The sequence below is a fragment of the Hyphomonadaceae bacterium ML37 genome (assembly GCA_027627685.1).
Taxonomy (GTDB): domain Bacteria; phylum Pseudomonadota; class Alphaproteobacteria; order Caulobacterales; family Maricaulaceae; genus Oceanicaulis.
Genome location: CP091241.1, coordinates 1,852,916 through 1,866,436 on the forward strand (window position 1 = coordinate 1,852,916; position 13,521 = coordinate 1,866,436).

At 67.7% G+C, this 13,521-nt stretch carries 10 protein-coding genes; 3 read left to right on the forward strand and 7 right to left on the reverse strand.

Annotated elements, in window-relative coordinates:
* Nucleotides 1-125 precede the first annotated feature (125 nt).
* The 7 genes from dnaE to gatC form a co-directional block, all read right to left on the reverse strand.
* Nucleotides 126-3,575: a DNA polymerase III subunit alpha gene (gene dnaE / locus L2D01_09145; GenBank protein ID WBQ09059.1), complete on the reverse strand. Its 3,450-nt coding sequence runs from the start codon at nt 3,573-3,575 to the stop codon at nt 126-128.
* Nucleotides 3,576-3,959: 384 nt separating this feature from the next.
* On the reverse strand, nt 3,960-4,652 hold the full coding sequence (locus L2D01_09150) for an ABC transporter ATP-binding protein (GenBank protein ID WBQ09060.1): 693 nt from the start codon (nt 4,650-4,652) through the stop codon (nt 3,960-3,962).
* Nucleotides 4,645-5,991: a lipoprotein-releasing ABC transporter permease subunit gene (locus tag L2D01_09155; protein WBQ09061.1), complete on the reverse strand. Its 1,347-nt coding sequence runs from the start codon at nt 5,989-5,991 to the stop codon at nt 4,645-4,647. The genes L2D01_09150 and L2D01_09155 overlap by 8 nt, the downstream gene beginning before the upstream one ends.
* Entirely contained in the window at nt 5,988-7,319 is a 1,332-nt protein-coding gene (locus tag L2D01_09160) for a proline--tRNA ligase (GenBank protein ID WBQ09062.1), read from the reverse strand. Before L2D01_09160 ends, L2D01_09155 begins: the two co-directional genes overlap by 4 nt.
* 86 nt (nt 7,320-7,405) lie before the next feature.
* Nucleotides 7,406-7,621 carry a hypothetical protein gene (locus tag L2D01_09165; GenBank protein WBQ09063.1) on the reverse strand — a complete coding sequence of 72 codons (216 nt, stop codon included), beginning with the start codon at nt 7,619-7,621 and terminating at the stop codon, nt 7,406-7,408.
* Nucleotides 7,622-7,634: 13 nt separating this feature from the next.
* The gene (gene gatA, locus L2D01_09170; protein ID WBQ09064.1) at nt 7,635-9,113 is read right to left on the reverse strand and encodes an Asp-tRNA(Asn)/Glu-tRNA(Gln) amidotransferase subunit GatA; all 1,479 of its coding nucleotides are present in this window, start codon (nt 9,111-9,113) and stop codon (nt 7,635-7,637) included.
* Nucleotides 9,114-9,119: 6 nt separating this feature from the next.
* On the reverse strand, nt 9,120-9,407 hold the full coding sequence (gene gatC / locus L2D01_09175) for an Asp-tRNA(Asn)/Glu-tRNA(Gln) amidotransferase subunit GatC (GenBank protein WBQ09065.1): 288 nt from the start codon (nt 9,405-9,407) through the stop codon (nt 9,120-9,122).
* Nucleotides 9,408-9,632: 225 nt separating this feature from the next.
* Between gatC and L2D01_09180 the strand changes: the two genes are divergently transcribed.
* From L2D01_09180 to L2D01_09190, 3 genes are all read left to right on the forward strand, one after another.
* Nucleotides 9,633-11,504, forward strand: a complete 1,872-nt coding sequence (locus L2D01_09180) for a beta-lactamase family protein (protein ID WBQ09066.1) — start codon at nt 9,633-9,635, stop codon at nt 11,502-11,504.
* A 96-nt stretch (nt 11,505-11,600) separates the two neighbouring features.
* Nucleotides 11,601-12,362 (forward strand): SDR family oxidoreductase, encoded by a 762-nt coding sequence (locus tag L2D01_09185; protein WBQ09067.1) that lies wholly within the window; start codon nt 11,601-11,603, stop codon nt 12,360-12,362.
* Between the two features lie 218 nt (nt 12,363-12,580).
* Nucleotides 12,581-13,456, forward strand: a complete 876-nt coding sequence (locus tag L2D01_09190; protein WBQ09068.1) for an enoyl-CoA hydratase-related protein — start codon at nt 12,581-12,583, stop codon at nt 13,454-13,456.
* Nucleotides 13,457-13,521: the final 65 nt, after the last annotated feature.

Genomic DNA, 13,521 nt, shown 5'->3' on the forward strand with positions numbered 1-13,521 from the left:
GCGCGCACGGGCGGCGCAAAACTGTGCATGAGCGCGGAGAGATACCATGACAGCACGGCCCGCGGCGCCCCCGCGCTGCAGGCGCAGAGGGGCTGGCCTTGGGGAGAGATGGCGCCCGCGCCACGTCATATCAGCTCGACCTCCGCCACGCCGTCGAGGGCCTTGAAGGCGGCGCGCGCCACCGGGTCCACGCCATGTTCGCCGGGCAGGCGCAGCTCGGCCCGGCGCCCGTCGGCCAGCGGCACAATGAGATGCACCTTGCCGCGCGGTCCGGGCCGCGCCAGCGAATGCTCCAGGCGCGCGGGCAGCCCGGCCAGCGCCGACGGCCCGTCAAGATGGATGCGCAGGCCCCGCCCGTCCGCCTCGACCGCGGCGGTGTTGATGGCCTCGGCGCTCTCCATGATCAGGCGCAGGCCTTCTTCATTCTCTTCAATCTTCATGGCCGAGATCACGGCGCAGCCCGGCTCGATGAGATCGCGCACCGAGAACAGGATTTTGGGCGGCACCAGCACGTCGAACTCGCCCGATGGGTCGGACAGGGTGAGGAAGGCGAATTTCTCGCCTGAGCGGCGCGACACCTTTTCCTGGCGCCGGCGCACGATGGCGGCCATGCGCGCCGCCTTGGCGCCGTCGGCCACGCGGGCGGGCAGATCGGCGAACAGAACCACGCCGCGCCGCGCCAGCCCGTCGCGCAGATCGTCCAGCGGATGGCCCGACAGATAGAAGCCCACCGCTGATAATTCTTCATCCAGCCGGCGCACAGGGTCCCAAGCCTCGCGCGGCGGCAGGCGCGGACGCTCCAGAGCTTGCGCCGCCCCGGAAGCAGGCCCGCCGAACAGCGAGGCCTGATCGCTTTCACGTTCAGCGTGAGCGGTCTGGGCGTAGGCCAGCAGGGTTTCGGCAGCCGCCAGCGCCTGGGCGCGGTCGGGCTCCAGACTGTCGAACGCTCCGGCGCGGGCGAGATTTTCAAACGCGCGCTTGTTCACCAGACGCGGATCAACGCGGCCTGCAAAATCAAACAGATCGCGGAACGGCCCGCCCTCGGCGCGCACGGCACGCACATGCTCCATGGCCGAGAATCCCACATTGCGCACCGCGCCCAGGCCATAGCGCACCGCTTGGCCCTCCACTGAGAAATCAGCCTCGGAGCGATTGACGTCAGGCGGGCGCACCTCGATGCCCATGCGCCGCGCTTCCTGGAAGAACACGGCGAGTTTGTCGGTATTGGTGCGGTCGAGACTCATCAACGCGGCCATGAAGGCCACAGGGTGATTGGCTTTCAGCCAGCCGGTGCGATAGGCAATCACGGCATAGGCGGCGGCGTGGGACTTGTTGAAGCCGTAGCCGGCGAATTCATTGACCAGATCGAAGATGAAGGCCGCGCGCACCGGCGGCACGCCGCGCTCTTTCGCGCCCTCGAGGAAGCGGACGCGCTGCTGGTCCATCTCCTCTTTCTTCTTCTTGCCCATGGCCCGGCGCAACAGATCGGCCTCGCCCAGCGAATAGCCCGACAGGATCTGGGCGATTTGCATCACCTGTTCCTGATAGACGATAATGCCGTAGGTCTCTTTGAGCACCGGTTCGAGATCGGGGTGGAGATAGTCAAGCTCGGCGCGGCCAAATTTCCGGTCCACGAAGCTGTCGATATTCTTCATCGGACCGGGGCGGTAGAGCGAGATCAGGGCGATCACGTCCTCAATGGTGTCCGGCTTCACCTTGCGCAGCGTGTCGCGCATGCCCGAGCTTTCCAGCTGGAACACGCCGATGGACGCGCCCGCCGCCATCAATTCGAACGTGGCCGGATCATCAAAGCTCAGGGCTTCCAGATCGGGCCGCTCCGCCCCGGCGCCCTCGATATAGTCCAGCGCACGCTGAATGACGGTGAGGGTTTTGAGGCCCAAAAAGTCGAATTTCACAAGGCCCGCCGGCTCGACCCATTTCATGTTGAACTGGGTGGCGGGCAAATCCGCGCGCGGATCGAGATAGAGCGGCACCAGCTCGGTCAGGGGCCGGTCGCCGATCACCACCCCGGCGGCGTGGGTGGAGGCGTTGCGGTTGAGCCCTTCCAGCTGCAACGCCACCTCGATGAGGCGCGCCACCATGGGATCTTCATCGCGCAGCGCCTGCAGCTTGGGCTCTGTGTCCATGGCCTGGGCGAGCGTCACGGGCGCCGCCGGATTGGCGGGCACCAGCTTGGCGATGCGGTCGACCAGACCGAAGGGCAGCTGCAGCACCCGGCCTACATCGCGCACCACGGCGCGCGCCTGCAGCGTGCCGAAGGTGATGATCTGCGCCACCCGGTCAGCGCCATAGCGCTTCTGGACGTAGCGGATCACCTCGCCGCGCCGGTCCTGACAGAAGTCGATATCGAAGTCGGGCATCGACACGCGCTCTGGATTGAGGAAGCGCTCGAACAGCAATCCAAAGCGCAGCGGATCGAGATCGGTGATGGTCAGCGCCCAGGCCACAAGCGAGCCTGCGCCCGAGCCCCGGCCCGGCCCTACAGGAATCCCCTCGGCCTTGGCCCACTGGATGAAGTCCGACACGATCAGGAAATAGCCGGGAAAGCCCATCTTGCCGATGACGTCGAGCTCGAAGGCCAGGCGCGCCTCATAGGTCTCGCGCGGCGCGGCCGGTTCATTGCGCGCCAGGCGCGCCTCCAGCCCGGCGCGGGCGCGCGCGCCCAGCTCCTCAGCCTCGTCGCGTCCGCCCTCGGTGGGAAAGCGCGGCAATATGGGCGCCGCCGTGTGCACCCGCACGGCGCAGCGCCGGGCGATCTCCATCGTGGCGTCCAGCGCTTCGGGCAGATCGGCGAAGCGCGCGGCCATCTCGGCGCCGGATTTGAAATAGTGCTCGGGCGTCACCGTGCGCCGGTCGGTCTGGCTGACATAGGCGCCGCCCGCGATGCACAGGAGCGCGTCATGGGCGCTGTGCTGCTCGGGCCGCGCAAAGAAAGGCTCGTTGGTGGCGACCAGCGGCAGGCCGCGCGCGTAGGCGCGATCGATGACATAATCCTCCGCCGTCAGATCATCGGGCCGGCCATGGCGCTGCAGCTCCAGATACAGGCGATCGCCGAACGCCTCGGCCAGCTGGTCCAGCAGCGCGTCCGCCGGCCCCGCGCGCCCGGCGCAGACCAGACGATTGATCAACCCGTCATGGCCACCGGTCAGACAGATCAGTCCCTCGGCGCGCGCCAGCACGGCGTCGAGGCGCACATGGGGCGGATCGGGCTGCTGGATGTCGAGAAAGGCGGACGAGGACAGCGCCATCAGATTGGCGTAGCCCGCCTCGCTCTGGGCCAGCAGGACCAGCGTGCCGTCAGGGCCGCCGCGATCACCGGGCCTGGGCTCGGCGATCTGGACCGAGAGCGTACACCCGATGATCGGCTGCACGCCGGCGTCAGACAGGTATTCTGAATATTCCAGCGCGCCGAACAGATTATTGGTGTCGGTCAGCGCTGCGGCGGGCATGTCGTGGGTGCGGCATAATTCGGCGATTTCGCCGATGCGCAGCGCCCCTTCCAGCAGAGAATAGGGCGAGCGCACACGCAAATGGACAAAAGGGCGCTGGCTCATGGATCCGTCTCCGCGCGGCGGGATTCGCAACGCCGCCCACTCTAGACGCAGCCGGGCGATGCGGTCAGCCCGGCGCGCTCAGCCCTCACCCCGCCATTGCGGCGGAGACGGCGAGCGCGAGGGTGACGAAACCGGCGATGACCGCAGCCGAGGCGATGTCTTCAAGAGCGTGGCGCATGGCAGGCATCCTTCTGGTGGCGCGCCGCATTCAGCGGCTATTCGCGTTTTGTTCCTCCCTATATTTTCGCCTTTTGTTCTCCGCGTCAAGCGCGAATCGTGCTGGCGCCAAAATGATTCGCAAAGCTGTGGAAAATCCGGGGGTTGGCGCGCCTGCTCAGCCCGCAAAAGCGGGTTCAGGCAGCCCAAATCGCAAGACAAAACGGCTCAGCTCTCGGCCGTCCACGCCGTCAACCGGCCCTGCTCCACCGTCACCACCCGGTCCATGCGGGCGGCCAGCGCCAGATTGTGGGTGGCGATCAGCGCGGCTGCGCCGGCTTCGCGGCAGGCGACAGCCAGGGCGTCGAAGACCTGGTCGGAATGGGCCGGATCGAGATTGCCCGTGGGCTCGTCGGCCAGCACCACGTGCGGATTATTGACGAGCGCCCGGGCGATCGCCACGCGCTGCTGCTCGCCGCCGGACAGCTGCCCTGGGCGGTGGGTGAGCCGCCCGCCGAGTCCGAGGGATTCAAGGCGAACGCGCGCCGCCTCATGGGCCTCGCGCACGCCCCTGCCCGCAATACGCAGCGGCAGGGCGACATTCTCCAGCGCGTTGAGCTCGGGCAGGAGGTGGTGGAACTGGTACACAAAGCCAATCTCGCGCCGGCGCAAGGCCGTGCGCGCGCGTTCTGGCAGGGCGAGCCCGTCCTGCCCGGCGATGAAGACCTGACCCGAGGTCGGCGTCTCCAGCAGCGCTGCAGCATGCAGGAGCGAGGACTTGCCCGAGCCGGACGGCCCGACCAGCCCGACCAGCTCGCCGGGATAGAGGTCGAGATCGGCGCCCGACAGGACTTCCAGGCGCTCGGCCCCGGTCTCGTAGACGCGCGTCAGGGCGCGGATGGACAATACCGGCTCACTCATTGCGCAGCGCCTCCACCGGATCGATGCGCCCGGCCCGCCAGCTGGGGAAGAGCGTGGCCAGGAGCGCCATGGCGAAGCCCCACACCGAGACGAACACCACTTCGGTCCAGTCCACCCGCGCGGGCAGGCGGTAGAGCTTGTAGACGGTGGGATCGAAGATGTTGACGCCGGTCAGGAGCGCAATCCCGTCCTGGATCGGGCCGATGCACGCCACGAAGATCAGTCCCAGCACAATCCCGCACAGCGTCCCGAACGAGCCGATGGTCGCGCCCGCAATCAGGAAGATACGCATCACCGCGCCGCGCGTGGCGCCCATGGTGCGCAAAATGGCGATGTCGCGCGTCTTGTTTTTCACCAGCATGACCACGCCGGAAATGATGTTGAGCGCCGCAATGGCCACAATAATCGACAGGATGAGCCGCATGGCGATGCGCTCCACCTGCAGCGCGTTCCAGAAGGCGGCGTTCTCCACGCGCCAATCGAACACCACCGTGGCGGGCGGCGCCAGCGCGTTGATGCGCGCGATGACCGCTTCGGGCGCGTCGGGATTGTCAAGGCGCACATCGATATAGTCCCCGGCTGACGACCGGTTGAAGAACAGGGCGGCCTGTTCAATCGGCATGTAGACGAGGATGGAATCAAGATCCTGCACGCCCACCGTGATGACGCCGCCCACCAGATAGGTCTTCGATCGCGGCGCCACGCCCAGCGCGGTCTGAGCGCCGCGCGGCGTCACCAGCGTTACATCATCGCCCGCCGAGACGCCGAGGCGCGCGGCCATGGCCGAGCCGATGACAATAATGTCGCCGCCATTGCGGCCCTCGCCAAAGCCCTCCGCCGTCCCGGACACCAGCCCGCCGCCCGCCTCCGCGACGCCGCCCGCGCCGGTGACAATGTCAAAATTGGCGAAATCCGAGGCGCGCACCCCATTGACCTGCGCGAACGCCGCCTGCCCGCGCGCCGACGTCACAAGCGCCTGGCCCAGCGTCACAGGCCCCGCCTGACGCACGCCGGGCAGGGCGGCGATGGCGTCGGCCAGATCGCTGGTCTGGCTGTTCATGTCGGAGGCCAGCTGGACATAAACATGGGGCTGCACGCCCAGAAGCCGGGTCAGCAGCTCGTGGCGGAAGCCATTCATGATCGACATGACAGCGATCAGGGCGGTCACCGCCAGCATGATCCCGACAAAGGAAATGGTCGCCACCAGCGTCACGCCGGCCTGCTGGCGCCGGGCGCGCAGATAGCGGAACGCGAGCATGAATTCGAAGCTGCTGAACGGCCCGGCCCCGCCCGCATTCGCCCCGCTTGGCGCCCGCTCTGTGTCCGGCGCGGCGCTCATGCGGTGCTGGCCTCCACGATCCGCGCGACGGCATCTTGCAGGCTCAGCTCCACGCGCTCGCCGGTGGCGCGGCGTTTGAGCTCCACCTTGCCTTCTTTCACCCCGCGCGGGCCGATCACCAGCTGCCAGGGCAGACCGATCAGATCCATGGAGGCGAACTTGGCGCCCGGCCGGTCGCCCGTATCGTCCAGCAGCGGATCAAGCCCGGCCAGCGACAGCGCGTCATAGGCCTGCGCGCAGGCCGCATCGGTGTCCGGATCGCCGGCTTTGAGATTGATGATCCCCGCCCCGAACGGCGCCACGGCGTCGGGCCAGACAATCCCCGCCTCGTCATGATGGGCCTCGATGATGGCGCCCAGAAGCCGCGACACGCCCACCCCGTAAGAGCCCATGTGCACCGCCCGGTCCTGACCGTCGGGATGGGTGACGAAGGCCTTCATGGGATCAGAATACTTGGTCCCGAAATAGAAGATATGACCCACCTCGATCCCGCGCGCCGACAAGCGGCGCTCTTGCGGCGTCTCGGCCTCGAAGCGGGCGGCATCGTGCATGTCTTCGGTGGCGGCGTAGAGCGCGGTGCGCTGATCGACCAGCGCCTGCAGATCGCCGTCAAAATCGACGTCCAGACCCGGCGCGCCCATCTCCACCAGCGCGCTGTCGCAGAACACTTCGCTCTCGCCGGTCTCGGCCAGAATGATGAATTCATGGCTCAGATCGCCGCCAATCGGCCCGGTGTCGGCGCGCATCGGCACGGCTTTGAGCCCCATGCGCGCGAACGTGTTGAGATAGGCGATGAACATGCGGTTATAGGCCGCGCGCGCCGACGCCTCGTCCAAGTCGAACGAATAGGCGTCCTTCATCAGGAACTCTCGTCCGCGCATGACGCCGAAGCGGGGCCGGGTCTCGTCGCGGAACTTCCACTGGATGTGATAGAGGTTTTTCGGCAAATCCTTGTAGGACTTGCAATAATTGCGGAAGATGGCGGTCACCATCTCCTCGTTTGTGGGTCCGTACAGCAGGTCGCGCTTGTGGCGGTCGACGATGCGCAGCATCTCGTCGCCATAGGCCTCATAGCGCCCGCTCTCGCGCCACAGATCGGCGGGCTGAAGCGTCGGCATCAGAATCTCGATAGCGCCGGCGCGGTTCTGCTCCTCGCGGACGATTGCCTCGATCTTGCGCAACACCCGCAGCCCCAGCGGCAGCCAGGAATAAATCCCCGCCGCCTCCTGGCGGATCATGCCCGAACGCAGCATCAGCCGGTGCGAGACGATCTTCGCGTCGGCGGGTGTTTCTTTCAGGACGGGAAGCAGAAATCGGCTGAGGCGCATGGCGGCGGCGTGTCCGTATGGGGGGCGTGATCAGCTTCGACCCTTAGCCCGCCCGGCCTGCGAGAACAAGGCATGCGCAGCGGGTCTCACCGCTCCTCGCGTTGCTCGTCCGCCATGCGGTCCAACGCCGCTTTGAGCCGCCGGAAGAAGATGACGTTCAGCACGCCCACCGCCCCCGTCACAATCAGGGTAATGCCTACCGCCAGCAACCAGCCGGACTCGCCCATGTGCCCGCTGGCCATCAGCGCGCCCAGAATGGCCAGAAGCCCGAAAGCGGGGATGAGGAAGCGGACGAGGGTCATGACGCCCGCCCGATCACCACCACTTATCCGCTTTGGCCGTGAACCCGGCGGCGCGTTCCAGCGCGCCGGCGACGGCGAACATGGTTTCCTCGTCCAGCGCCGGGGCGATCACCTGCAGGCCCAGCGGCAGGCCGTCCTTGTCCAGGCCCGCGGGCACGCTCATGGCCGGGATGCCGGCGATATTGGCGGTGACGGTGAAAATGTCATTGAGATACATCTCGATGGGGTCGGCCTTGGCCTTGGACCCGATCTCGAACGCGGCGCTGGGCGTGGCGGGGGTGAGGATGGCGTCCACTTTTTCAAAAGCCTGCGTGAAGTCTTCATAGATGCGCCGGCGAACTTTCAGCGCCTTGAGATAGTACGCATCATAATATCCTGCCGACAACACATAAGTGCCAATCAGGATGCGGCGCTGCACCTCCTTGCCGAAACCGGCGGCGCGCGTCTTCTCGTAGGTCTCGGTGAGGTCGGCCCCCTCCACCCGTGCGCCAAAGCGCATACCGTCATAGCGCGCAAGGTTCGACGAAGCTTCCGCCGGGGCGATGATGTAATAGGCCGGCAAGGCGTACTGCGTCATGGGCAGGGAGATATCGACGATTTCGGCGCCCTGGGCTTTGAGCCATTCGGCGCCCTCGCGCCACAGCGTCTCGATCTCGCCGGGCATGCCGTCAACGCGGTATTCCTTCGGGATGCCGATGCGCAGGCCCTTGATCGGGCGATCCGCCGCCGCGGCAAAATCCGGAACCTCGCTGGCCAGCGAGGTGGAATCCTTCGGGTCGTGGCTCGACATGACCTGGGTCAGCAGAGCCGCATCCTTCACCGTCTTGGCGAACGGGCCGGGATGGTCCAGCGAGCTGGCGAACGCCACCACGCCCCAGCGCGAGCAGCGGCCGTAGGTCGGCTTCACGCCCACCAGGCCGGCGAACGCGGCGGGCTGGCGGATCGAGCCGCCCGTGTCAGTGCCCGTGGCGCCATAGCTGATCCCGGCGGCGAGCGCCGCGGCCGACCCGCCCGAGGACCCGCCCGGCGTCAGCTTGGCGTCAGAGCCCTTTGCCCGCCACGGATTGACCACCGGTCCGGTGGCCGCGGTCTCATTGGACGAGCCCATGGCGAACTCGTCCATGGCGGTCTTGGCGAAGTAAACTGCCCCAGCGTCCCACAAATTCTGCGTAACGGTGGATTCGTACTCCGGCTTGAAACCTTTCAGGATATTGGACGAGGCCGTGGTCTCCACGCCCCTCACCGCGAACAGATCCTTGATCGCCACCGGCACGCCTTCCAGCGCCCCGCCCTCGCCCTTGGCCAGGCGCGCATCGCTGGCGCGCGCCATGTCCAGCGCGCGGTCCCCATCGATGGAGGTGAAGCAGTTGAGCGGCCCCTGCGCGGCCTCCGCCGCCGCCACCGTCGCTTCAGCCAGCTCCACAGCGGAGAATTTTTTGGCGCGCAGGCCCTCGAAGGCCTCGTGCAGGGTGAGGGAGGAGAAATCGGTCATGCGCGCCTACTCCACGCTCTTGGGAACGACGAAAAAGCCTTCTTCGGCTTTCGGCGCGTTTTTCAGGATTGAGTCGCGCACGCCGCCATCGGTGACCGCGTCATCGCGCAGGGGCAGCGGCGTCTGGACCGCCGTGCTCATGGGCTCGACATCGGAAACATCGACCTCATCAAGCAGCTCCACCCATTTGAGAATGCCGTTGAGCTCGCCGGTCAGGGCGTCGATACGGTCGGCAGGCTCGGCGATGCGCGCCAGCTTGGCGATGCGGCGCACGTCGTCAGGGGTCACCGGCATGGGCGGGTCTCCGGAAAAATCGGGGCGGACGTCAGTGAACAGGCTGACACGTCGAGTAGCAATCACCGTGTTGCGGCGCAAGGTGAAGGGGCGGCGGGGGCGGCACCATCAAGCCGCTTGTCCGGGCAGCGGCGTCCGGCGACAGTGTAAGAAGGGCGCGCGGGCGGCCAAAACCCGGGCCGGGGCCGACGGAACCGCGCGGCGCGGCGCGTAACAGACTCAGCCATGACGGAGACGACGATGATCCGGCGCGCCATCGCCGCCTTCTGCCTCGCCGCGCCGCTGGCGGCTGCCAGCGCGCCCGCACAGGCGCAAGTGCGCCTCGCCGCGGCCACCCTGCCCACCACGCGGGCGGTGGAGGCGGGCGAGCCGGCCACCGTCTTCGCCACGCTGCTCAATTCAGGGAGCACGGACGCCACCGCCTGCCGGGTGGAGCTGGACACGGGCTATTCGGGCGCCGTGCCGGTGTCAGTGACGTTCCAGACCACGGGCGCCGCGAATGTCCTGACCGGATCGCCCGGCGCGCCCGTGGACATACCGGCCGGCGCCGCCCAGACCTTCCTCGTCACCCTTGAAACCTCCGGCGTGATCGCCGCACGCGAGATCGGCCTGGCCTTTGTCTGCGCCGAGGGCCGCGCTCCGGTCACCGCCGGGGCTAATACCGTGCGCCTGACCGCCACCGCCGCGCCCGGCCCCGATGTCATCGCCATAGCGGCGACCGCCAGCGGCGACGGCGTGCTGCGCGCCGATTCCCCGGCGCGCCGGGGCGCCATGGCGGTCGCGGCGCTCAATATCGGAGCGCCCTCGCGCCTGATCGTGCGGCCCGGGACCGGCGTGTATCGATGGCCGGTGGAGCTGACGGTCTGCGAAACGGCGGCAGACGGGGGTTGCCTGCAGCCGGCATCGGCGGCGCTGGAGCTGGATTTCGATCCCGGCGCGGCGCGCACCTTCACCGTTTTCGCCCAGGGCGATGAGCGCCTGGGCACGCCGCTTCTGCCCGATATCGCCAGGGTCTTTCTGAGCTTCGAGACACTGGACGGAATTCCCGCCGGCGCCACCTCCGCAGCGCTGGCCGCGCCGGATCCGGACGCCGCGCCCCGCCCCCTGGACATCAGCGCCGCAGCGGCGCAGGCCTTCGCCTCGGGCGCCCGGGCCCTGCTGGTGATGCGCGACGGCGAGGTGCTGCACGAGGCCTATCAGGGTTTCGGCGCTGCAAACCGGCGCGAGGTGCTCAATTCGGGTACGAAGAGCTTTGCCTGTCTGCTGGCCGGCGCCGCGCGCGATGACGGCCTGTTCAACCCCGACGATTACGCCTTCGCCGGCATTGCCGCCTGGGCGCCGGACGGCAGCGATCCCGAAAGCTGGGTGAAGCAGGACATTCGCGGACGCGACCTGATCGCCCTGTCCCATGGCCTGCCGCCCGGCCAGCCCATGGGCGATCTGTCTGGCATCGACAGCTACAGCGAAGCCCTCGACGCCACGCCAATCTACCGCGCCGACCGCGACGCCCTCTATGGCCGCAGCGGGTTTCAGGCCTTCGCCGCGCTGTTCGAACTGCGCACCGGGGGCCTGCGCGGCCCTGACGGCGCGATCACGGGCGGGCTTGATCCAGCCGACTATCTCGACGCGCGCATTCTCGCGCCCATCGGCGCTGCGCCGGACTGGAACCGCGACCGGAACGGCAATCCGAATTTCTCCGCCGGGGCCCGCATGACGGCGCGCGAATGGGCGCGCTTTGGCCAGCTCATGCTGGATGACGGCGTATTCGGCGGCCAGCGTCTCATGACGCGCGCGTCGGTCCGGCGCTGCCTGCACTACGCCACGCCCGCCTATCTGGGCTACGGCCTGGGCTTCTGGCTGAACCGTGATGTGGAGGACAGCTTCAACGCCACGCGCGACGTGCTGCCAAACGAAGTGCTGGTTCACATGCCATCCACAGGCCGCGCCCTCCCCGCGGCGCCGCCGGACCTGGTGGTGGCCTGGGGCGCGTTCAACATGCAAATGCACCTCATTCCGTCCGAAGGGCTGGTGATCGTGAAATTCGGCGGAACCGGCGACCAGAACGCCTTCTTCGCGGCGCTGTTCCCAGAAGGCTAGCCAGACCCGCCCGGGCTTGGGCGGCGCCCCGCCCCGGCTGGACTCTCTGGCATGCGCACGCGAACATCACGCCCGGGTTTGGCAAAGGGGGACATCATGGATCTGGGTTTGACAGGCAAGGTGGCGCTGGTCACCGGGGCCAGCCGGGGCATCGGGCTGGCGATCGCCAAAGGACTGGCCGAGGAAGGCGCGAAGCTCGTTCTGGCCGCACGCGGGGCTGACGCCCTGAACGCGGCGGCGCGCCAGATTGAAGACAGCGGCGCTGAAACGCTCGCCCATAGCTGCGACGTGGCGGACGATGCATCGGTGGCGGCGCTCGCCAAGGCGGCGCTGGCGCGCTTTGGCCGGGTGGATATCGTGATCAGCAACGCCTCCGCGCTCGCCGTCACGCCCGAGCGCTCCAGCTGGGACGCCAGCCTGTCAGTGGACCTGATGGGCGCCGTGCGCCTGGTGGACGCCTTCCTGCCCGGCATGCGCCAACAGGGCGAAGGCGTGATCATCTTCACCTCGTCCATTTCGGGCATCGAGGCGGCCCCGATGGACGATTACGCCTACACCTCGGCCAAGGCGGCGCTCAACGCCTACGCCAAGAAACTGGCCGGCATCGAGGGGCCCAACGGCATCCGGGTCAACGCGCTCCTGCCCGGCTCCATCGAGTTTCCCGGCGGCGGATGGGAGATGATCCGCCAGCACCAGCCCGCGCTCTACAACATGGTCAAGGCGGGCATTCCGTTCGGCCGGCTGGGCACGCCCGAGGAAGTGGCCGACGCCGCCGTCTGGCTCGCCTCGCGCCGCGCGCGCTGGGTCACCGGCGCCTCGCTGGTGGTGGATGGCGGCCAGTCCAAGGCGATCCAGTGACACTGCGGTCAAGGCGCGCCTCCTGACCCCGCAGGCCGGCCGTCTATCCCCCTTTTTCGCGCCCCCGCCCCGGCGCGCCTGTCCCCCGCCCTGTCCCGCCCGGCTGAATACCACTATCCCCGCCCCTGCTGCGGCGCCGGACGGGTTTGCGCGGGCGCGTTCGCGCTCTAGGTTGGCGTCCCAACCAGACCACGACATGACACCTTAGGGGGGGTTGCATGGGCCGTACGACCATCACCTTGAACCGCGACGGGCCGCTGGCGGTCATCACGCTGAACCGGCCAGAGGCGATGAACGCTTTCACGCTGGTGATGGGCGAGGAATTGCGCGCCGCGTTTGACGAAACCGACGCAGATGCAGCCGTCCGCGCCGTCATCGTGACCGGCGCGGGCAAGGCGTTTTGCGCCGGGGCGGATTTGTCGACGGGGGCTGAAACCTTCAACGCCGTGTCCCAGGCCAATGCCAGCGGCACCCTGGACGACCGCGATCCGAAATGGCGTGATTCCGGCGGCATGCTGAACCTGCGCATCTTTGACAGCCAGAAGCCGGTGGTGGCCGCCATCAACGGCGCGTCGGTGGGCATTGGCGCGACCATGATCCTGCCCATGGATGCGCGCATCGGGCTGAAGGGCGCCAAATTCGCCTACCCGTTCACAAAGCGCGGCATCGCCTGGGATGGCTGCGCCAGCTGGTTCCTGCCGCGCATTGTGGGGGTGGAGACGGCGCTGGACTGGGGCCTGTCGGGGCGTACCTTTATGGCCGAAGAGGCGCTGGAAACCGGCCTCGTCAGCGCGCTGGCCGATACGCCAGACGGCGTCATGGAACTGGCGCGCGAGCGCGCGCTTCGCTTTGTGAACGGCGCAGCGCCGGTGTCGGTGGCGATGAACCGGCGCCTGTTGTGGCGCATGCTGGGTGCGTCCCACCCCATGGAGGCGCACCGGCTGGAAAGCCGCGCCATATTGCACCGGGGCATGAGCCCGGACGCGGTGGAAGGCGTGATGAGCTTTCTTGAGAAACGCCCGGCGGCGTTTCCCGGTGCGATTCCAGAGGGCTACCCGCCGGGCTGGCCTTGGGACGGCGATCCGGACTACTGACGCGCCGCATGGCGGACAGACCATTTGACTTGTTGTCATTGACGAAATGCATACAACCTCACCAG